Annotated in this window: 17 protein-coding genes; 3 read left to right on the plus strand and 14 right to left on the minus strand. The window is 73.1% G+C overall.

The genetic code is table 11. From position 1 onward, the window contains the following. The first annotated feature begins 13 nt into the window (after nucleotides 1–13). Nucleotides 14–2167 (plus strand): phosphate acetyltransferase, encoded by a 2154-nt coding sequence (gene pta, locus N0B34_RS02340; protein ID WP_263729615.1) that lies wholly within the window; start codon nucleotides 14–16, stop codon nucleotides 2165–2167. Further along, nucleotides 2164–3360: an acetate/propionate family kinase gene (locus N0B34_RS02345; protein WP_263729617.1), complete on the plus strand. Its 1197-nt coding sequence runs from the start codon at nucleotides 2164–2166 to the stop codon at nucleotides 3358–3360. Before pta ends, N0B34_RS02345 begins: the two co-directional genes overlap by 4 nt. Before the next feature lie 69 nt (nucleotides 3361–3429). Here the strand turns inward: N0B34_RS02345 and N0B34_RS02350 are convergent, their stop codons facing one another. The 12 genes from N0B34_RS02350 to N0B34_RS02405 all read right to left on the minus strand — a co-directional run bounded on the left by N0B34_RS02350 (nucleotide 3430) and on the right by N0B34_RS02405 (nucleotide 17024). Next, the gene (locus tag N0B34_RS02350) at nucleotides 3430–5082 is read right to left on the minus strand and encodes a succinic semialdehyde dehydrogenase (protein ID WP_263729618.1); all 1653 of its coding nucleotides are present in this window, start codon (nucleotides 5080–5082) and stop codon (nucleotides 3430–3432) included. Nucleotides 5083–5258: 176 nt separating this feature from the next. Further along, nucleotides 5259–6974 carry a phosphoenolpyruvate--protein phosphotransferase gene (ptsP, locus tag N0B34_RS02355; protein ID WP_263729619.1) on the minus strand — a complete coding sequence of 572 codons (1716 nt, stop codon included), beginning with the start codon at nucleotides 6972–6974 and terminating at the stop codon, nucleotides 5259–5261. Continuing rightward, nucleotides 6971–7252, minus strand: a complete 282-nt coding sequence (locus N0B34_RS02360; protein WP_263729620.1) for an HPr family phosphocarrier protein — start codon at nucleotides 7250–7252, stop codon at nucleotides 6971–6973. The genes ptsP and N0B34_RS02360 overlap by 4 nt, the downstream gene beginning before the upstream one ends. 60 nt (nucleotides 7253–7312) lie before the next feature. Continuing rightward, nucleotides 7313–8863, minus strand: coding sequence for a PTS fructose transporter subunit IIC (locus N0B34_RS02365; protein ID WP_263729621.1), 1551 nt, complete (start codon nucleotides 8861–8863; stop codon nucleotides 7313–7315). Beyond that, nucleotides 8860–9315 (minus strand): PTS sugar transporter subunit IIA, encoded by a 456-nt coding sequence (locus N0B34_RS02370; protein WP_263729622.1) that lies wholly within the window; start codon nucleotides 9313–9315, stop codon nucleotides 8860–8862. The genes N0B34_RS02365 and N0B34_RS02370 overlap by 4 nt, the downstream gene beginning before the upstream one ends. Nucleotide 9316: 1 nt before the next feature. Then, complete coding sequence (pfkB, locus tag N0B34_RS02375) at nucleotides 9317–10264, minus strand: 1-phosphofructokinase (RefSeq protein ID WP_263729624.1); 948 nt, start codon at nucleotides 10262–10264, stop codon at nucleotides 9317–9319. Further along, entirely contained in the window at nucleotides 10261–11022 is a 762-nt protein-coding gene (locus N0B34_RS02380; protein WP_263729625.1) for a DeoR/GlpR family DNA-binding transcription regulator, read from the minus strand. Before N0B34_RS02380 ends, pfkB begins: the two co-directional genes overlap by 4 nt. A gap of 500 nt (nucleotides 11023–11522) precedes the next feature. Beyond that, entirely contained in the window at nucleotides 11523–11963 is a 441-nt protein-coding gene (locus N0B34_RS02385; protein WP_263729627.1) for a PTS sugar transporter subunit IIA, read from the minus strand. Continuing rightward, a complete protein-coding gene (locus N0B34_RS02390) occupies nucleotides 11960–13555 on the minus strand; it encodes a PTS mannitol transporter subunit IICB (RefSeq protein ID WP_263729628.1) in 1596 nt (531 codons plus the stop codon). Before N0B34_RS02390 ends, N0B34_RS02385 begins: the two co-directional genes overlap by 4 nt. A gap of 155 nt (nucleotides 13556–13710) precedes the next feature. Then, on the minus strand, nucleotides 13711–14751 hold the full coding sequence (locus N0B34_RS02395; RefSeq protein ID WP_263729630.1) for a zinc-dependent dehydrogenase: 1041 nt from the start codon (nucleotides 14749–14751) through the stop codon (nucleotides 13711–13713). A 61-nt stretch (nucleotides 14752–14812) separates the two neighbouring features. Beyond that, nucleotides 14813–15574 carry a DeoR/GlpR family DNA-binding transcription regulator gene (locus N0B34_RS02400; RefSeq protein ID WP_263729631.1) on the minus strand — a complete coding sequence of 254 codons (762 nt, stop codon included), beginning with the start codon at nucleotides 15572–15574 and terminating at the stop codon, nucleotides 14813–14815. 328 nt (nucleotides 15575–15902) lie between these two features. Next, nucleotides 15903–17024 carry a GuaB3 family IMP dehydrogenase-related protein gene (locus tag N0B34_RS02405; protein ID WP_263729632.1) on the minus strand — a complete coding sequence of 374 codons (1122 nt, stop codon included), beginning with the start codon at nucleotides 17022–17024 and terminating at the stop codon, nucleotides 15903–15905. 109 nt (nucleotides 17025–17133) lie between these two features. Between N0B34_RS02405 and N0B34_RS02410 the strand changes: the two genes are divergently transcribed. Beyond that, nucleotides 17134–17859: an exonuclease domain-containing protein gene (locus N0B34_RS02410; RefSeq protein ID WP_263729633.1), complete on the plus strand. Its 726-nt coding sequence runs from the start codon at nucleotides 17134–17136 to the stop codon at nucleotides 17857–17859. 113 nt (nucleotides 17860–17972) lie between these two features. Here N0B34_RS02410 and guaB read toward each other — a convergent pair whose 3' ends face one another. Then, nucleotides 17973–19484 carry an IMP dehydrogenase gene (gene guaB, locus N0B34_RS02415; protein WP_263729634.1) on the minus strand — a complete coding sequence of 504 codons (1512 nt, stop codon included), beginning with the start codon at nucleotides 19482–19484 and terminating at the stop codon, nucleotides 17973–17975. Nucleotides 19485–19573: 89 nt separating this feature from the next. After that, nucleotides 19574–20266, minus strand: a complete 693-nt coding sequence (locus N0B34_RS02420) for a response regulator transcription factor (RefSeq protein WP_263729635.1) — start codon at nucleotides 20264–20266, stop codon at nucleotides 19574–19576. Between the last annotated feature and the right edge of the window lie 85 nt (nucleotides 20267–20351).

Consider the following 20351-nt stretch of genomic DNA (forward strand, 5'->3'; position numbering starts at 1 on the left):
GCCCCCTCGTCGCATGACGAACCGCAAGAAACAGGAGACGCCCACCGTGGCCCGCAGCATCTACATCGCCTCACCCGAGGGTGACACCGGAAAATCCACGGTGGCTCTCGGCCTCGTCGACCTGCTCACGCGAACCGTGCAGCGGGTGGGCGTGTTCCGTCCGGTCGCCCGGTCCACCGAGGAGCGGGACTACGTGCTCGAGCTGCTGCTCGAGCACGACGGCATCGACCTGGCGTACGACGACGCGATCGGCGTCACGTACGAGCAGGTGCTCGACGACGCCGAGGGCGCTCTGGCCAAGATCGTGCAGCGGTACCACGACGTGGAGCGCCGCTGCGACGCCGTCGTCGTCGTCGGCACGGACTACACCGACGTCGCGGGCCCGACGGAGCTGGCGTACAACGCCCGCATCGCCGCCAACCTCGGCGCACCGGCGGTTCTGGTGGTCAGCGGCAAGAACCGGGCGCCGGACGCGATCCACCAGATCGCGGAGGTGGCGATCGCCGAGATGAAGGCGAACCACGCCCAGGTGGTCGCCGTAGTGGCCAACCGGTGCGCGGCCACGTGCGTGGACGGCGTGCGGGCGGAGTTCAAGGACGAGCTGCCGATCTGGGCGATCCCGGACGACCCGATGCTGACGGCCCCGACGCTGCGCGAGCTGGTGGACGCGGTCGGCGGCTCGCTGATCCGCGGCGACGAGGAGCTGCTGTCCCGCGAGGTGCTGGACCTGCTGGTCGGCGCGATGAGCGTGGAGCACCTGCTCGACCGGCTGCAGCCGAGTGCCGTGGTGATCACCTCCGGCGACCGCCACGACGTGCTGCTGGGCCTGCAGCTGGCGCACCAGGCGGACGGCTTCCCCAACCTGGCCGGCATCGTGCTGACCGGCGGCCTCACCCCGGCACCGGTGATCTCCCGGCTGCTGGACGGCCTGAACTCCCGCCTGCCGATCATCAGCACCGACCTGGGCACGTTCCGGTCCGCCTCCGCGGCAGCGGCCACCCGTGGACGCCTCAGCCGCGACTCCCAGCGGAAGGTCGACTCCGCCCTGGCGCTGTTCGAGCAGCACGTCGACGGCGCGGCCCTGCTCGCGGCTCTGGACGTGCCGCGCGTCGCCGTGGTCACCCCGCTGATGTTCGAGTACGAGCTGCTGGACCGGGCGCGGTCCGACCGCCGGCACATCGTGCTCCCGGAGGGCAACGACGACCGCATCCTGCGCGCCGCGTCCACGCTGCTGCAGCGCGGGGTGGCGGACCTGACGATCCTCGGCGACGAGCAGTCCATCCGGACGCGCGCCACTGAGCTCGGCCTGGTCCTCGACGCCGCCCAGGTGATCGACCCGAAGGACGGGGAGCTGCTCGAGCGGTTCGCCGCGGAGTACACGCAGCTGCGCAAGCACAAGGGCATGACGGTGGAGCGCGCCCGCGAGATCGTCTCCTCGGTGTCCTACTTCGGCACGATGATGGTCAAGCTGGGCCTGGCCGACGGCATGGTGTCCGGCGCGATCCACACGACGGCGCACACCATCAAGCCGTCGTTCGAGATCATCAAGACGGCGCCGGGCGTCAGCAACGTGTCCAGCTGCTTCCTCATGTGCCTCGAGGACCGCGTGCTGGTGTACGCCGACTGCGCGGTGATCCCGGACCCGACCGCCGAGCAGCTGGCGGACATCGCGATCTCCTCGGCGGCGACCGCCGAGCAGTTCGGCATCGAGCCGCGCATCGCGATGCTGTCCTACTCGACCGGCGAGTCCGGCACCGGGGCGGACGTGGACAAGGTCCGCACCGCCACCGCGCTGGTCCGCGAGCGCCGCCCCGACCTGTCGGTGGAGGGCCCCATCCAGTACGACGCCGCCGTGGACGCGTCGGTGGCCAAGACGAAGCTGCCCGACTCGGCCGTGGCCGGCCGGGCGACGGTGTTCGTCTTCCCCGACCTGAACACCGGCAACAACACGTACAAGGCCGTGCAGCGCTCGGCCGGCGCCGTGGCTATCGGCCCGGTGCTGCAGGGTCTGCGCGCCCCGGTCAACGACCTGTCCCGCGGCGCCCTGGTCCAGGACATCGTCAACACCGTCGCGATCACCGCGATCCAGGCCCAGGCGCTCGCCGGGGCCACCACCCGCACCGAGCTGCCCGCGGCAGCCGACCCCGTGGAGGCAGCAACCCGATGAGCACCCGCACAGTCCTGGTGGTCAACTCCGGCTCGTCGTCGATCAAGTACCAGCTGGTCGACCCCGACGCCGGCACCGCGATCGCCTCCGGCCTCGTCGAGCGGATCGGCGAGAGCTCCGGCAACGTCAAGCACACCTACGGCGAGCAGACGGTCAAGCGCGAGCTGCCCGTGCCGGACCACGCGGTCGGCATGCGGATCGTCCTCGACCTGTTCGAGGAGGTCGGGCCCTCGATCCACACGTCCAACGTGGTGGCCGTCGGCCACCGCGTGGTGCAGGGCGGCTCGGTGTTCGACGCGCCGGCCCTGATCGACGACGACGTGGTGGAGAAGATCGACGCCCTGTCCCCGCTGGCGCCCCTGCACAACCCGGCGCACATCACCGGGATCAAGGTCGCCCGGCAGCTGCTGCCGGACGAACCGCAGGTCGCGGTGTTCGACACGGCGTTCTTCGAGAAGCTGCCGGCCGAGGCCGCCACGTACGCGATCGACAAGAAGGTCGCCGCCGCGCACCAGGTGCGCCGCTACGGCGCCCACGGCACGTCGCACCAGTACGTGTCGCAGGAGGTGGCCCGGTACCTCGACCGCCCGGTCGGCGAGCTGAACCAGATCGTGCTGCACCTGGGCAACGGCGCGTCGGCGTCGGCGGTCAAGGGCGGCCACGCGGTGGACACCTCGATGGGCCTGACGCCGCTCGAGGGCCTGGTGATGGGCACGCGCTCCGGCGACATCGACCCGGCCGTCGTCTTCCACCTGTACCGGAACGCCGGCATGTCGATCGACGACATCGACGACCTGCTGAACCGACGCTCCGGCATCAAGGGGCTGTCCGGGGAGAACGACTTCCGGGCGCTGCACGACCTGATCGCCGCGGGGAACGCCGATGCGGCGCTCGCCCTGGACGTGTACGTGCACCGGCTGAAGAAGTACGTCGGCGCCTACTACGCGATCCTCGGCCGGCTCGACGTGCTGACCTTCACCGCGGGCGTCGGCGAGAACGACGATGTGGTGCGCGCGCGGGTGTGCGAGGGGCTCGAGCCGCTCGGTATCGTGCTCGACCCGGAGCGCAACGCCGGCCGCGGTGGCCCGAAGGTGATCTCGGCGGAGGGTTCGCCGGTCACCGTGCTGGTGATCCCGACCAACGAGGAGCTGGCGATCGCCCGCCAGTCGCTGGCGGTGGTCGAGGGCCGCTGAGGCCTTCTGCTCACCGGTGCCCCGGTCCGCTCGTCGGGCCGGGGCACCGCTGCGTCCGGCACCCGCCGGTCAGGGCAGCCGAACCGTCCGCATGGCCCGCAGCGCCTGCGTGTAGACGACCGGCCAGAGCTCGTGCCCCAGCCCGAACAGCCGCTCCAGCCCCACCGTCGGCCCGCCCCACGGACCCAGCACGCCGTGGGTGCCCCGCTGCACCGCGATCGTCTGCTGCCGGGTGTGCAGCCACAACCCTTCGGGCCCGTGCCGACCCCCGAGCCCGGACGGTCCCCAGCCGGACTGCGGCGCCCCCATCGACGCCCAGCTGGCGACGTACCCCTCGTTGACGTTCACCGACCCGGCGCGGACGCGCCGGGCGAGTGCGGCCCCGCGTCGCGCCGACGCCGTCCAGATGCTCGCGTTCAGGCCGTACTCGCTGTCGTTCATCGCGGCGACGGCCTCGTCGTCCGACGACACCGGGCTCAGCGCCACCACCGGACCGAAGGTCTCCTCGCGGCACAGCAGGGCCGTGGCCGGGACGTCGGTCAGCACCGTCGGCTCGTAGAAGTACGGACCGAGGTCAGGTCGCTCGTGCCCGCCGGTCAGCACCCGCGCACCCTGGCCGACGGCGTCCTCGACGTGCTCGACCACCCGCGCGAGCTGGCCCGCCGACGTCAGCGACCCGACGTCCGAGCGGTAGTCCAGCCCCGCACCCAGCCGTAGCGCACGCGTCCGGGCGACGAAGGCCGGCACGAACTCGTCCCACACGGCGCGGTGCACGTACACGCGCTCGACGGTCACGCAGATCTGCCCTGCGCCGGCGAACGCTGCCCGCACCACCCCGGCGGCCGTGACGTCCACGTGCACGTCCTCGGCGACGTAGAGGGCGTTCTTGCCGCCCAGCTCGAGCGTCGCGGGCACCAACCGCCGTCCGGCCTGCGCGGCGACCGTGCGACCGGCGCCCGTGGAGCCGGTGAAGACGACGGCGTCGGCCGCGTCGACCACTGCCGAGCCGATGTCCGGCCCGCCGGTGACCACCTGCAGCACGCCGACCGGCAGACCCGCGTCCTCGAGCAGCTCCGCGGCCCACAGGGCCGTCAGCGTCGTCTGCGGGTCGGGGCGCAGCACCACGGCGTTGCCCGCCACCAGGGCCGGCAGCGCATCGCCGAGGGCCATGGTCAGCGGCACGTTCCACGGCGCCACCACGCCGACCACCCCGATCGGGTGCCGCACCACCCGGGTGGACGTCAGCCCGGGCAGCAGCCCGGCGGCGTGCCGGGTGGCCAGGTACGAGCGGGCGCGGACGGCGTAGTGCCGCGCCACGTTGGCGACGTCCGCGACCTCCTCGAACGCATGGGTCCGGGCCTTGCCCGTCTCCACCTGGATGAGGTCGAGCACGTCGCTCTGCCGTTCGAGCAGCAGGTCGTGCAGCCGCAGCAGCACGGCCGTCCGCTCCCGCAGCGGGGCGGCGGACCACAGCCGCTGGGCGGCACGCGCGGTCCGGACGGCGTGCACCACGTCCTCCGGCCGGGACAGCGGGACGGCGGCGATCGGTGCACCGGTGAACGGCGCGTGCGCGACGTGGACGGCATGGCCGGGGCCGGCGACCACCCTGGCCAGCAGCGTGCGCAGGTCGTCCGGCTCGAGCACGTAGGTGGCGAGCGGGTCCGTCTCCGGGTCGTGCAGCTGGGCGTGTGCCGGGTCCGGCTGCCCTGCGTCGTGCGCCATCGCGTCAGGGTACGTCCGCCGCCTGTCGGAGCCACTTCGGAGCCACGTCGGAGCCACGTCGGAGCCACGTCTGGGCGCAGTCGGGCGCCGTGGGGCGCACCCGGTCGAACGCAGTCGGGCGCAGCAAGTGGGTGGGGCGCCCGCCGTCCGGCGGCTGCCCCACCCACGTCGTGCACTCAGCCCAGCGTCGCGCGCACCTCGTCGACCAGCAGCCCGACCACGGCCGCCCGAGCCTCGGCCGCCGACCGCGCGGCCAGCGCCGCCGCCGCCATCTCGCGGCACCGCTCGAGGGTGTGGTGCCGCACGGCGTACCGCACCGCCGGCACGGCGCCCGCCGACATCGACAGGCTGGTCACCCCGAGGCCCACCAGGACCAGCGCCATCAACGGGTCGGCCGCCGACTCGCCGCACACCCCGACCGGCTTGCCGAGCGTCACCCCGGCGCGAGCCGTGACGGCGACGAGGTCGAGCACCGCCGGCTGCCACGGGTCGAGCAGGTCGGCCAGCTCACCACGCAGCCGGTCGGTCGCCATCGTGTACTGCGCGAGGTCGTTGGTGCCGAGGGAGACGAAGTCCACCTCCGCGAGCAGCTGCTCGGCGCGCAGCGCGGCCGAGGGCACCTCCACCATCACCCCGACGGTGGCGACCCCCGCGGCTCGGGCCCGGGCCGCGAACTCCCGGGCCTCGTCCACCGTGGCGATCATCGGAGCCATCACCCAGGGCGTGGTACCCGTCTCCCGCTGCGCGTCGGCGAGCGCCGCCAGCTGGGTGTCGAGCAGCTCCGGGTGGGTGCGCACCTGGCGGTAGCCCCGCACGCCGAGCGCCGGGTTCTCCTCGTCGGGCTGCGTGGCGAAGGTCAGCGGCTTGTCCGCGCCTGCGTCGAGCGTGCGGACCACCACCTTGCGCTCACCGAGCGACCGGAGGACGACGGCGTAGGTCTCCGCCTGCTCCTTGCGGGTCGGTGCCGTGGACCGCTCGAGGAAGAGCACCTCGGTGCGGAACAGGCCGACGCCCTGCACCGGCTGCGGCGCCACGCGCTGGGCGTCCTCGGCCGTGCCGATGTTCGCGAGCAGCTGGACGGGGTGGCCGTCCGCCGTGGCGCCCGGTGCGGTGTCCTCCTCGAACACGCGCTCGGTCGCCGCCCGCCGCGCCAGCGCCGCCCGCAGCTCGTCGTCCGGGTCGACGGTCACGGTGGACGTCGCCGAGTCGACGGCGACCTCGACGCCCTCGGGCAGGTCGGTCGCACCCGTGACGCGGACCAGGCACGGCAGGCCCAGCTGGCCCGCGATGATCGCGGTGTGGCCCGTCGGGCCGCCCAGCTCGGTGACGATGGCCAGCACGTTGGCCAGGTCGAGCGCCGCCGTGTCCGCCGGTGCGAGGTCGCGCGCGACCACCACGGACGGCCTGGTCAGCTCGGGGACGCCGGGTGCCGGCAGCCCCAACGCGCGGGCCACCACCCGGTCACGCACGGACCGCAGGTCGGTGACGCGCTCGGCCAGGTACCCGCCCGCCTGCTCGAACATCGCGGCGAACTTGTCCACCACGGCGTCGATCGCCGCGACCGGCGGCTCGCCGGCGTCGAGCCGGGCGAGCACACCCGTGCGCAGCGCCGGGTCGGCCGCCATCTGCGCGGTCGCGGCCAGCACCTCCTTGACGGTGCCGGAGGAGCGGTCGGACTGCGCCTGCAGGCCCTCCGCGACGTCCGTGAACGCCTGCCCCACCGCGGCGCGCACCTGCTCCGGTCCGGCCGGTGCACCGTCCACCAGCAGCGGCGCGTCGGCGGCGGGGGCCGGTGCCGGGCGCACCTGCACGACGGGGCCGACGGCGGTCCGACGGCCGACGCCGACGCCGTGCAGCACGGCACCGGACGCGGCCCCCACCGCCGCGGTCACGACGTCGCCTCGGGTGCGTCCAGGTCGCGGGAGAGCAGGTCGACGAGGCCGTCGAGCACCTCGTCCGCCTTCGGTCCCTCGGCTGCGAGGGTCACCTGGGCACCGCACGGCACGCCGAGCGACATCACCAGCAGGATGCTCGACGCGTCCACCGGCAGCCCGCCCTCGGTGGCGATGGTGACCGGAGTGCCGCCGGCGGCCACCGCCTGCGTGAAGAGCATCGCGGGACGGGCGTGCAGCCCCACCCGGGACGCCACGGTGACAGTTCGTTCTGCCATGTCGTCAATCGCCTTTCGTCAGGTCGTCCAACGTCGCGGTCAACAGCTGCTGGGTGCCGGTCAGGCGGCCCGGGCCACGGCCGGCCGCGCCACGGGCTCGTCGGCGAGCTCCGCGTCAGAGCCCTGTCCGAGCCGCTTCATCGCCAGCACCGCCAGGGCGGACACCACGGTGCCGACCACCAGCGCCAGCAGGAACAGCAGCGGCTTGCTGATCAGGGCCAGCACCCAGATGCCGCCGTGCGGGGCCAGCTGGCCGCTGCCGAAGGCCATCACCAGGCCACCGGTCACGGCGCCGCCGAGCATGAACGACGGGATCATCCGCAGCGGATCCGCCGCGGCGAACGGGATGGCGCCCTCGGAGATGAAGGAGAGGCCGAGCAGCCACGCGGACTTGCCGGACTCCCGCTCGTTCTCCGTCCACAGTGCCGGACGGACGACGGTGGCCAGCGCGACGGCCAGCGGCGGGACCATGCCCGCGGCCATCACGGCCGCCATCACCTTGGCCGGGGCGGCCGACGTGCTGGCCGCGTTGGCCAGGCCGGTGGTGGCGAAGACGTAGGCCACCTTGTTCAGCGGTCCGCCGAGGTCGAAGCACATCATCAGGCCCAGGATCACCCCGAGCAGCACCGCGCTGCCGCCGGACAGGCTGGACAGCCAGCTCGAGAGCCCGTCGTTCAGCGCCTTCATCGGCGGGCCGATCACCAGGGCGGTCAGCACACCGACCACGGCGACGGACAGCAGCGGGATCACCACCACGGGCATCACGCCGCGCACGCCCTTGGGCACCTTCCAGCGGGAGATCCACAGGGCCAGGAAGCCGCCGAGGAAGCCGGTGACGATGCCGCCCAGGAACCCGGCGCCGACCAGACCGGCCGCGAAGCCGCCCACCATGCCGGGCACGATGCCCGGACGGTCGGCGATGCCGTAGGCGATGTACGCCGACAGGGCCGGGACCAGGAAGGCGAACGCCCACTTGCCGATCCAGAACAGCAGCACGGCCCAGGCCTGCGCGGAACCGACGGAGAACCCGTCGGCGATCCACTTGGCGAACGCCGCACCGTCGGTGCCGTTCACCACCTTGGTCACCTCGATGGCGCCGTTGGAGGGCCACGCCACGGTCGCGATCAGGAAGCCGATCGCGATGAGGATGCCGCCGGCGGCGACGAACGGGATCATGTAGGAGACACCGGTCATCAGGTACTGCCGGATGCGGTGCCCCACGCCGACGGTCCGCGCGGGCGCGGCCGCGACGGGCACCGGTGCGGCGGCGGCCCCGGCGGCCGGGACCGTCCCCGCTGCACGGGCGGCCTCCACCGCGGCGACCGCCTGGGCGATCACCCCGGGGGCGTCGTGCACGGCCTTCTTCACGCCGACGTCCGTGATGGGCTTGCCGGCGAACCGCTCCTTGCCCTGCACGTCCAGGTCGGCGGCGTAGATCACGCCGTCCGCCTCGGCGATGAGCGCGGGGTCCAGCGGGACGGACCCCGCGGCACCCTGCGTCTCGACGTGGACCTCGTGGCCGGCCGCCTTGCCGGCCTGCTCGAGGGCCTCAGCTGCCATGTAGGTGTGCGCGATGCCCGTGGGGCATGACGACACGGCGACGAACTTCATGCGGGAACCACCTCTCGGGTGATGATCTCGGCAACGGTGGCGGCGTCCGGCGCGTCGGTCAGCGACTGCCGGAACTCCGGGTGCACCAGGCGGCGCGCGAGCGCCGCCAGGATCTTCAGGTGGTCGGCGTCACCGGAGGCGGGCGCCGCGATGAGGAAGACCAGGGTCGCGGGCCCGTCGGGGGCACCGAAGTCCACGCCGCCCGGCACCTTGCCCAGCGCCAGGCTGGGGGTGGTGACGTACTCGGACCGGGCGTGCGGCAGGCCGATGCCGCCGGGCATGCCGGTGGCCATCTGCGCCTCGCGCGCCTTGACGTCGGCGGCGAAGCCGTCGGCGTCGGTCACACGGCCCGCCGCCACCAGCTTGTCGATGAGCTGGCGGACGACGTCGTCCCGGTCGGTGGCGACCACGTCGACGGCGACGAGGTCGGGGGTGATCAACGAGGTGCTCACGTCACAGCTCCTTCAGTGCGAGGCGGGGATCGGGGTTCTCGATGACGTGGACGGCCTCCACGTCGACGTCGGCGGGGTCCGGGACCGCGGTGCCCGGCATCATCACGGCGGCCCGTCCCCACGCCACGGCGGCACGCAGCCGCTCGGCCGGGGTGCCGGTGGCGCCCAGGTAGCCGGCGAGGGTGGTGTCGCCCGCGCCGACGGTGGACAGCGGCACCAGGGCGGGCCCACCGGCCCACCACGTGCCGTCCGCCAGCACCAGCAGCGCACCGTGGGCGCCGAGGCTGACCAGCACGGCCTTGGTGCCCACGGACATCACCTCGTGCGCCGCCTCGACGACGTCGCCGACCGTGCTCAGCTCGCGGCCGACCAGGTCGGCCAGCTCCTCGTCGTTCGGCTTGACCAGGCACAGGCCGCCGGCCCGCACGGCCCTGGTGAACGGGGTGCCGGAGGTGTCGAGCACCAGCGGCACGCTGTACCGGGCGGCCAGGCCCGCCAGCCGGACGAAGAACGACTCCCCCGCACCGGCCGGCAGGCTCCCGGCGGCGACCAGGGCGGCCGGTCGGCTGACCAGCTGCGCCTCGACCGCCGCGAGCAGCGCGTCGACCTCGGCGGCGGACAGCTGGGGACCCGGTGCGTTGACCTTCGTGGTGGTGCCGCGCGAGTCGACCAGCGTCAGGTTGGTGCGGGTGTCCCCCGCGATCGGCACCGGCACGGCCGGCACCTGGTGCTCGTGCAGCAGACGCACCAGGTAGTCGCCGTCGGCGCCGCCCACCGGCAGCACCGCGCGCGTCTCCACACCCTGCCGGGCGAGCACCCGGGACACGTTGATGCCCTTGCCGCCGGGGTGCACGTGCGCGGCGTGCGCCCGGTTGACCTCGCCGACCTCGAGCCGGTCGACGTCGAGGGCCCGGTCCAGGCTCGGGTTCGGGGTCAGCGTGACGATCATGCGCGCACCACCCTCAGTCCGGCCGACTCCAGCTCCTCGGCGAGCTCGGCGTCCACGCCGGCGTCCGTGATCAGCGTGTCGACGGCGCCGATCGGGGCGACGTGGACGAAGTCGGCCCGGCCCACCTTGGTGTGGTCGGCCAGCACCACCGTCCGTCGCGCGGCGGCCACCAGCGCCCGCTTGACCGACGCCTCGGCCAGGTCCGGGGTGGTCAGCCCGTGCTCGACGCTGATCCCGTTGGTGCCGAGGAAGGCGACGTCGGCGTGGATGTCGCCCAGGTCCCGCAGCGCCCACGTGCCGACGGCCGCGAGCGTGCGACCCCGCACCGTGCCGCCGACCAGGTGCAACGTGATGCCCTGCCGGGTGGCGAGCACCGTGGCGACCGGCAGCGCGTGGGTCACCACCGTCAGCTCCCGGTCGCTCGGCAGCAGCTCGGCCAGCCGCACCGTGGTGGTGCCGGCGTCGAGGATGATCGCGCCCCCGTCGGGCAGCTCGTCGAGCGCCGCCTTGGCGATGCGCTCCTTCTCTCCGGACAGGACGCCCTCGCGGTCGGCGATGCCGGGCTCGAAGCCGAGGCGCTCGACCGGGATCGCGCCGCCGTGCACCCGGCGCACCAGGCCGTGCCGCTCGAGCGCGGTCAGGTCGCGGCGCACGGTCTCGGGCGTGACGTCGAGCTCGACCGCCAGCGAGGCGACGTCGACCCGCCCCTCGCTGCGCGCCCGCGCCAGGATCTGCTGGTGCCGCTCCGGTGCGTACACGGTGACTCCGTCGTCCTCAGACCGGACGGGCCCTGCGCCGCGTCCGTGGCAGTGAGACTCTCGCCCGCGACGCCGGATGTCAACCCTAAGCAAGCACACTCGGACATAGCCGGGTCCGATCGGGCACCGGTTGGCCCGGAAACGGGACCTTGGTCCCATTCGGTCGCGCTGATCGGACATCGCCTACCGCCCCCGATGTCCGGGGCTGTGGGATCGCATCCACGCCGTGCGTCCGCGCACGTCCCGGCACACGCCGAGCGTCCCGCGCGGGCGGCGCTCGCGCCAGACGAGCGGGCCACCGGTTCCGGACGTGCCGCCACCGGTTCGGGACGTGCCGCCACCGCTTCCGGACGTGCCGCCACCGGGAGCGGGCACGACGAAGGGCGCCGCGGGCGCGGTGCGGGGACCTTCTGGAGTGATCCCCGCACCACGGCCGCGACGCCCTTCGACAGCGGCTCCCGGGCCGCGTCACCAGCCCGGGAGCCGACCGCCGAGGCCCGTCAGGCCTCGTTCACCGAGGAGATGAGCTGGTACAGCTCGTCGGCGTCCTTCACCTCGAGCACGCGTGCCGCCTGCTCGGGGTCGGCGAACACCAGCGCGATCTTCGACAGGATCGACAGGTGCTCGTCGCCGACGCCGGCGATGCCCACCACGACCCGGACGGGCTTGTCCGGGCCCCACTCGATCGGCTCGTCGTACCGGACCAGGCACAGGGCCGACCGGACGATCTGCCCCTTGCTCTCGTCCGTTCCGTGCGGGATGGCCAGGAAGCTGCCCATGTACGTCGACATGGACCGCTCCCGCTCGGCCATCGCCTCCACGTAGGCCGGTGTGACGGCTCCGGCGCGGACCAGGAGCTCACCGGCCTCCCGGATGGCCTCGTCCTTGGTCCGGGCCGTGCCCGGCACCACCACGAGGTCCCGGGTCAGGACGTCCGTCACGAGGCGCTCCTGTCGCCGGCCGGTGTCGCCGCCGACTTCGCCTCCGCCACGACCTGGTCGTAGACCGGGCTGGCCAGGAAGTTGTCGACGGACAGGTGCCGCGAGCTCGGCGCGTGCCGCCGGGCGCGGTCGGTCAGCTCGCTCTGGCTGATCACGATGTCCGCCCCGTCCTCGAGGTTCGCCACCGCCTTGTTGACCACCGAGATGTCCGACAGCCCCGCCTTGCGCAGCTTGTCGCGCAGGATGCTGGCGCCCATCGCGCTCGAGCCCATGCCCGCGTCGCAGGCGAAGACGATCGAGTGGATCGGACCGGCGGCGACCGGCGCAGCGGCGGATCCCGCAGCGGCACCCGACAGCGAGCCGAGCGCGCTGCTCGACTTGCCCTTGTTGGCCTCGGTCTGGGCGATCGCGGCCGACAGGTCGCCGGACTCGCCGAGCTCGAGGTCACGACGGCGCTGCGCCCGCAGGATCACCGCGGCGACGACGAACGACACGGCGGCCGACAGCACCACGGACAGGATGACGCCGACGTAGCTGCCCCTCGGGGTCGCCGCGAGCACGGCGATGATCGAGCCAGGGGCGGCCGGACCACGCAGACCGGAGCCGAACACCACGTTGGTCGCCACACCGGTCGCACCGCCGAGGATCGCGGCGATGATCAGCGCCGGCTTCATCAGCACGAACGGGAAGTACACCTCGTGGATGCCGCCGAAGAACTGGATGATGATCGCGCCGGGGGCGGAGCTCTTGGCGACGCCGACACCCAGCAGCGCGTAGGCCAGCAGGATGCCGAAGCCCGGACCGGGGTTCGCCTCGACCAGGAACAGCAGCGACTGACCGTGCTGGGTGACCTGCTGCGCACCGAGCGGCACCAGCACGCCGTTGCCGATCGCGTTGTTGAGGAACAGCACCTTGGCGGGCTCGACGATCAGGCTCATCAGCGGGAGCAGCTGGTGGGACGCCATCGCGTCGACGACGTGGCCCAGGGCCTTGCTGACCGAGGTGATCACCGGCGCGAACAGGAAGAACGCACCGACGGCCATGGCCGCGCCGGCGATGCCGGCGGAGAACATGTCGACGAGCATCTCGAAGCCGGGACGGATCTTGCCGGCCCAGATGGAGTCGATCTTCTTCATCACCCAGGCGGAGGCCGGGCCGACGATCATGGCGCCGAGGAACATCGGCACGGTGGAGCCCACGATCATGCCGACGGCGACGATCGAGGCGACCACGGCCCCGCGGTCCTTGTAGACGATCCGGCCGCCCGCGTTCGCGATGAGCAGCGGGAGCAGGTACGTGATCATCGGGCCGACCAGGCCGACGTACTGGTGGAAGGTCGTGCCGTCCTTGGCCTGCGCGAGCGCCGTGGCGGCACCCTGCCAGCTCATCGCGTCGGCGTTGCCGAACCCGCCGAGGATGCCGTTGGGCGTCCAGCCGGCGGCGATGAACAGGGTGGTGATCAGGCCCCAGGCGAGGAACGCCGGGAGGTTCGGCATGATCATGGACGTCAGGAAGGCCCCGAACCGCTGGACCCTGACCTGTGCGCTCTTGCCCCGGCGCACGGTGGGGACGGCTGCCGCACTAGCGGACATCCCGCTCACTCTCCGTTCGGTGTGACGGTCGGTCGGGCTCTCGCCCGGGTCCGGCACTGAGGGATCTTCATTGATCGCGTCCTGCTCCCCGGGGCACCTGCACCCCCGGGACTGGTGCCGGGCGGCCGTCGCCGACCGCCCGGCGGTCACGCCCCTTACGGCTCGATCGTGACCTTGATGCCCGTCCCGTTCCGGACGACGTCGAGGCCGTCGCGGATCTGGTCCAGCGGCAGCCGGTGGGTGATGAGGTCCGCCACCGGCACGCTGCCGTCGGCGATGTGGGCGAGGGCCTGCTTGTTGTGCGCAGGGCTCGACCCGTTGGCGCCCCAGATCGTCAGCTCGCGGTAGTGCACGAGGTTGGAGTCCAGGGTGATCGTCGGCTTGTCCTTGGGGAGGCCGCCGAACAGGCTGATCCGGCCGCGCGGGGCCAGCATGCGCAGGCCCTGCTCCTGCGCCGCGCCGGAGGCGGCGGCCGTGATGACGAGGCTCGCGCCCTTGCCGTCCGTCAGGTCGAGGACGGCCTGCACGGGGTCGACCTCGGCGGAGCAGATGGCCGCGTCCGGCTTGACGATCTCGGCGGCGAGGTCGAGACGCTCGCGGCTGAGCTCGACGAGGAACACCTTCGCCGCACCACGGGCCCGGGCCAGCCGCACGTGCAGGCAGCCGATGGGACCGGAGCCGACGACGACGACCACGTCGCCCTCGTGCGTGTCCGCGAGCTCCTGCGCGTTGATCGCGCAGGCGAAGGGCTCGCTGACGGACGCCTCGGCGAACGAGACGCCGTCGGGGATGCGGTTGAGGCCGTCCACCGCCAGCACCTGCGGCGGCACGATCATGTACGGCGCGAACCCGCCGTCGAAGTCGTAGCCCATCGACAGCTGGTTGGGGCAGATGGTCATCAGGCCGGCGGTGCAGAACTCGCACTTCCCACAGGGGATGGCGGCGATGACCTGCACGCGGTCCCCCGCCGCCCAGCCGGTCACACCCTCGCCGACCTCGACGACCTCGCCGGCGATCTCGTGGCCCATGACGCGCGGCGGCTGCATCCGCTGGTGACCCGCGGAGGCGATCTTCACGTCCGTGCCGCACATGGAGCAGGCGCGCACGCGGATCTTCACCTCGCCGGCAGCGACCTGCGGCTCCGGGGACTCCTCGATGCGCACGTCGCCCGGGGCGTAGAAGCGGAAGACCTTCATCGTTCTCCTTCGTTCGTGGTGCCCACGCTCCGGGCGGGGTGCGGGCGGACGGGCAGCGCGGTCATGCGCGCACCACCCGAGGTCCGGCAGCCTCGATCTCGTCCACCAGCTCGGGTGCCGCGTCGGTGTCCGTGACGAGCACGTCCACCGCGGACAGCGGAGCGACCAGGGCGAAGTCGGAGACGCCGAGCTTGGTGTGGTCCGCGAGGACCACGACGCGTCGGGCGGCGGCCACGAGCGCACGCTTGACCTGGGCCTCCGCCAGGTCCGGCGTGGTCAGGCCGCGCTCGACGGTCACGCCGTTGGCGCCGAGGAACACGACGTCGGCGTGGATCTGGGTGAGGGCCGCCAGCGCCCACGAGCCGACCGCCGCCAGCGTGCGGCCGCGGACGGTGCCGCCCACCAGGTGCAACGTGATGTTGGGCCGCCCGGCCAGCATGGTGACGATCGGCAGCCCGTGGGTCACCACCGTCAGATCGCGGTCGGTGGGCAGCATCGACGCGAGGCGGATGGTGGTGGTGCCGGCGTCGAGGATGATGGCGCCGCCGTCGGGCAGCTCGTCGAGCGCGGCCTTGGCGATCCGCTCCTTCTGGGCGGACATCACGCGCTCACGGTCGGCGATGCCCGGCTCGATCCCGAGCCGCTCGACCGCCACCGCACCACCGTGCACGCGACGCAGCAGACCGAGGCGCTCGATCGCGGTCAGGTCGCGGCGGACCGTCTCCGGCGTGACGTCCAGCTCGACCGCCAGCGACGCGACGTCGACCCGACCCTCGGTCCGCGCACGGGTGAGGATCTGCTGGTGACGTTCGGGTGCGTACATCGGTCTCCGTCGACTCGACCGGGCTGCAGTGCCCGCGACGTCAGAGCATGATGTCCACTCGGACAGATGTCAAGCACATCCGGACTCAACCGGCGGCATCACCACATCGGTTTACGTGTGAAACGGGCATCCGAACGGTCATGTTCGCAGGTGAGCCCGCTGTTCCCACCCAACCGGGCACACCCCGTCCGGGCGGTTCGACCAGCCAGGACGGGCGCTCGGGCCGGCACGACGGAGCCCGGTGCGCGACGATGGCGCACCGGGCTCCGGTGGTCGTGCGATGCCGTGCCAGGCCGTGCCCCGCCCTCCGGGGCGGAGCCGGACCGGCTCAGCGGGGCTGGTACGGGGAGACGACGACCTCCACGCGCTGGAACTCCTTGAGGTCCGAGTAGCCGGTGGTCGCCATCGCCCGGCGCAGGGCGCCGATCAGGTTCAGCGTGCCGTCGGCCGTCCGGCCCGGGCCGAACAGGATCTGCTCGAGGGTGCCGGCGGTGCCGACCTCGACGCGCTCGCCGCGCGGCAGGTCCGGGTGGTGCGCCTCCGGCCCCCAGTGCCAGCCACGGCCGGGCGCCTGCGTGGCGCGGGCGAGCGCCGCTCCGAGCATCACCGCGTCCGCACCGCACGCGATCGCCTTCACCAGGTCGCCGGAGCGACCCACACCGCCGTCGGCGATCACGTGCACGTACCGGCCACCGGACTCGTCCAGGTAGTCGCGCCGGGCGGCGGCGACGTCCGCCACCGCCGTCGCCATCGGGGCGTGGATGCCCAGCGACACACGGGTGGTGTGCGCCGCTCCCCCGCCGAAGCCGACCAGCACGCCCGCGGCACCCGTGCGCATCAGGTGCAACGCCGCCGTGTACGTCGACGCCCCGCCGACGATGACGGGCACGTCGAGCTCGTAGATGAAGCGCTTGAGGTTGAGCGGCTCCGCGCGGCCGGAGACGTGCTCGGCCGAGACCGTCGTGCCGCGGATGACGAACAGGTCGACCCCCGCGTCCACCACGGTGCGCCAGTGCTCCTGGGTCCGCTGCGGGGACAGCGCGCCGGCCACCGTGACCCCGGCGGCGCGCACCTCCTGGAGGCGGGCGGTGATGAGCTCGGGCTTGATGGGCTGGGAGTAGATCTCCTGCATGCGCTCGGTCGCCCGGGACGGATCCAGGGTGGCGATCTCGGCGAGCAGCGGCTCGGGGTCGTCGTAGCGCGTCCACAGGCCCTCGAGGTCGAGCACGCCGAGGCCGCCGAGGCGGCCCAGCTCGACGGCCGTGGCAGGGCTCATCACCGAGTCCATCGGTGCGGCGAGCACCGGCAGGTCGACGTGGTAGGCGTCGATCTGCCAGCCGACGTTGACCTCCTCCGGGTCGCGGGTGCGCCGGGACGGCACCACCGCGACGTCGTCGAAGGAGTACGCGCGGCGACCGCGCTTGCCACGTCCGATCTCGACCTCGCTCACCGGCCCAGGCTACCGGCGTGCCGAGCACGGCCGTGTCGGTGCCCGGTGCCATCCTGGCGCCGCAGCGGGGGTACGACGAGGTCGGCGCAGCACCGGCAGTGAGGGCACGATGACGACGAGCTGGAGCGAGGGGCCGCTGCTCGGCTTCGACACCGAGACCACCGGTGTTGACGTGGACAGCGACCGCATCGTCACCGCGGCCCTGGTCCGCCGGGACGCGACCGGCACCAGCATCACCACGTGGCTGATCGACCCCGGCGTCCCGATCCCCGCCGAGGCCGCCGCGATCCACGGCATCACTACCGAGCACGCCCGTGAGCACGGCAGGCCGCCGCGGGAGGCGCTGGAGGAGATCGCCGTCGAGCTAGCAGAGGCGTTCCGCGCCGGTGTCCCCGTGGTGGCGTACAACGCGTCGTTCGACCTGCGGCTCCTGGACGCGGAGCTGCGCCGGCACCGCCTGCCGACGCTGCCGGACCGGCTCTACCAGGCCGCCCGCCCGGTGATCGACCCCCTGGTGCTGGACCGCGCGGAGGACCGGTTCCGGCGGGGCAAGCGCAAGCTGGTGGACCTGTGCGGCTTCTACCGCGTGATCGAGTCCGGCTCGCTGCACAGCGCCGACGTGGACGTCGTCGCCACCCTGGACGTGCTCGAGCGGATCCTCGGCCGGTTCCCGCACCTGGCGGAGCTCGACCTGGACACGCTGCACGAGTACCAGGTGTCCGCCCACCGGGCCTGGGCCGAGGGGTTCAACGCCTGGCGCGCCGAGCAGGGCCTCGACGGCCCCGGTGCCGAGCTCGTCTGGCCGACACGCGAACCGGCCGGCACCCTCTGGTAGGGGCGCCGGCCGGTCCGGGTCGAGCGGGTCAGTGCGTCGAGCTGGTCAGTGCGTCGAGCTGGTCAGTGCGTCGAGCTGGTCAGTGCGTCGAGCTGGTCAGTGCGTCGAGCAGGTCAGTGCGAGGTGTAGTTCGGGGCCTCGACCGTCATCTGGATGTCGTGCGGGTGCGACTCCTTCAGCCCCGCCGGCGTGATCCGGATGAACTTCCCGCGCTCCTGCAGCTCCGGGATCGTGTGGGCACCGACGTAGAACATCGACTGGTGCAACCCGCCCACCAGCTGGTGCGCGACGGCCCCGAGGGGTCCGCGGTAGGGCACCTGGCCCTCGATGCCCTCCGGGACGATCTTCTCGTCGGACGGCACGTCGGCCTGGAAGTACCGGTCCTTGGAGTAGCTGACCCGGCCGCGGGAGGCCATCGCGCCGAGCGAGCCCATGCCGCGGTAGTGCTTGTACTGCTTGCCGTTGACGAACACGAGGTCGCCCGGCGACTCGTCGCAACCGGCGAGCAGCGAGCCCAGCATCACGGTGTCCGCACCGGCGACCAGCGCCTTGGCGATGTCGCCCGAGTACTGCAGGCCGCCGTCGCCGATCACCGGCACCCCGGCCGGCTTGCACGCCCGTGCCGCGTCGTAGATCGCGGTGATCTGCGGCACGCCGACGCCCGCCACCACGCGCGTGGTGCAGATCGACCCCGGGCCCACGCCGACCTTGACCGCGTCCGCACCGGCGTCGACCAGGGCCTTCGCACCCTCGTACGTCGCGATGTTGCCGCCGATCACCTGCACGTGCGCCGTCGCCGGGTCCGCCTTGAGCCGTCGGACCATGTCGAGCATCAGCCGGGCGTGCCCGTTCGCGGTGTCCACCACCAGCACGTCGACCCCGGCGTCGACCAGGGCCAGCGCGCGCTCCCACGCGTCGCCGAAGAACCCGATGGCCGCACCGACCACCAGGCGCCCCTCGGCGTCCTTGGTCGCGTCCGGGTACTGCTCGGACTTCACGAAGTCCTTGACGGTGATCAGGCCCTGCAGCACGCCGTGCTCGTCGACCAGCGGCAGCTTCTCCACCTTGTGCTTGGCCAGCAGCGCGGCGGCGTCCTCGCGGGCGATCCCCACCGGCGCGGTGACCAGCGGCATCGAGGTCATGGTCTCGCGCACGCGGCGCTGCTCGAACTCGGCGGCGGGGACGAACCGCAGGTCGCGGTTGGTGATGATGCCCAGCAGGTGCCGCTGGTCGTCCACCACCGGCAGACCGGACACCCGGTACGTGGCGCACAACCGGTCGAGCTCGGCGAGCGTGGCGTCCGGCCCCACCGTCACGGGGTCGGAGACCATGCCCGACTCGGAGCGCTTGACCAGGTCCACCTGGTGCGCCTGGTCGGCGATCGAGAGGTTGCGGTGCAGCACCCCGATGCCGCCCTGCCGTGCCATGGCCACGGCCATCCGCGACTCGGTGACGGTGTCCATCGCGGCGGACAGCAAGGGGACGCGCACGGAGATCTGGCGCGTGAGACGCGAGGTCGTGTCGACCTCGCTGGGGATGACGTCGGTCTCCCCGGGCAGCAGCAGGACGTCGTCGTACGTCAGTCCTGTGCGGCCGAACGGGTCGTGCTCCTCTGTCCGGCTCATCGGTCCATGGTACGGGGCCGGGACGGGCGTCCCGGCAGCGGTCGGGGGCGCCGGGAGGGTCCGACGGTCGGCCGGGGACCTCGGACCGGTCAGCGGATGATGCCGCGGCGCAGCCCGATGGCGACGGCCTGGGCCCGGTCCCGGGCGCCGAGCTTGCGGAACAGCCGCCGGGCGTGGGTCTTGACCGTGTCCTCCGAGAGGAACAGCTCCGCGCCGATCTGTGCGTTCGACTGGCCGTTGCTCATCCCGACCAGCACCTGCACCTCGCGTCGGGTCAGCTCGAGGTCGCCGGAGGAGCGTGCGCCGACCGACGCCAACGCCTCCGGGGTCAGCGGCAGCGAGCGCACGTCGTGCACCGACTCGACCTGGCTCGCGGAGACCGGCTGCGGCACCGTGACGGACCGGCCGGCACCGACGAGACCCGCCTGCACGTGCGCCGCGACCGCTGCGAGCTCGGCGCGACCGACCTCCGGCGCGAGGAAGCCACGGGCGCCCAGCGCCAGCGCGCGGTCCAGGGCCACGCCGTCGTCCGGCCCGGCGAGCAGCACCACCGCTGTGGTGGGGGCGACGCCCCGGAGCCGCCGGACGACCTCGACGGTGCCCGCACCGGGCAGGTGCGCGTCGATCAGCGCGATCGAGGGCGGCACCCGGCGGGCGAGCGCCAGCAGCTCCTCCGCGGTGGCGGCGGCGCGGACCGGCGCAAGCACGGGCACGCCGATCGACGCGACGACGAGGCGCTCGCGCACCGACGCCGACGCATGGCACACCACCACGCCAGCCACTCGGGTAACCCTCCCCTGCAACGGACACCCATCTGGGCGTTTACCGATACATCGGCCCGCTGGACAAGGACGTTAGCGGCACCGG

The organism is Cellulomonas sp. SG140, from assembly GCF_025770785.1.
In the GTDB taxonomy this organism is placed as follows: Bacteria; Actinomycetota; Actinomycetes; order Actinomycetales; family Cellulomonadaceae; genus Cellulomonas.

Excerpts from the sequence above, each read along its gene's own strand:
- N0B34_RS02395 (WP_263729630.1), bottom strand. The coding sequence starts at position 14,751 with ATGAAGGTCTTCCGCTTCTACGCCCCGGGCGACGTGCGCATCGAGGAG.
- pta (WP_263729615.1), top strand. The coding sequence starts at position 14 with ATGACGAACCGCAAGAAACAGGAGACGCCCACCGTGGCCCGCAGCATC.
- N0B34_RS02360 (WP_263729620.1), bottom strand. The coding sequence starts at position 7,252 with ATGGCAGAACGAACTGTCACCGTGGCGTCCCGGGTGGGGCTGCACGCC.
- pfkB (WP_263729624.1), bottom strand. The coding sequence starts at position 10,264 with ATGATCGTCACGCTGACCCCGAACCCGAGCCTGGACCGGGCCCTCGAC.
- N0B34_RS02410 (WP_263729633.1), top strand. The coding sequence starts at position 17,134 with ATGACGACGAGCTGGAGCGAGGGGCCGCTGCTCGGCTTCGACACCGAG.
- N0B34_RS02350 (WP_263729618.1), bottom strand. The coding sequence starts at position 5,082 with ATGGCGCACGACGCAGGGCAGCCGGACCCGGCACACGCCCAGCTGCAC.
- N0B34_RS02390 (WP_263729628.1), bottom strand. The coding sequence starts at position 13,555 with ATGTCCGCTAGTGCGGCAGCCGTCCCCACCGTGCGCCGGGGCAAGAGC.
- N0B34_RS02365 (WP_263729621.1), bottom strand. The coding sequence starts at position 8,863 with ATGAAGTTCGTCGCCGTGTCGTCATGCCCCACGGGCATCGCGCACACC.
- N0B34_RS02345 (WP_263729617.1), top strand. The coding sequence starts at position 2,164 with ATGAGCACCCGCACAGTCCTGGTGGTCAACTCCGGCTCGTCGTCGATC.
- guaB (WP_263729634.1), bottom strand. The coding sequence starts at position 19,484 with ATGAGCCGGACAGAGGAGCACGACCCGTTCGGCCGCACAGGACTGACG.
- N0B34_RS02400 (WP_263729631.1), bottom strand. The coding sequence starts at position 15,574 with ATGTACGCACCCGAACGTCACCAGCAGATCCTCACCCGTGCGCGGACC.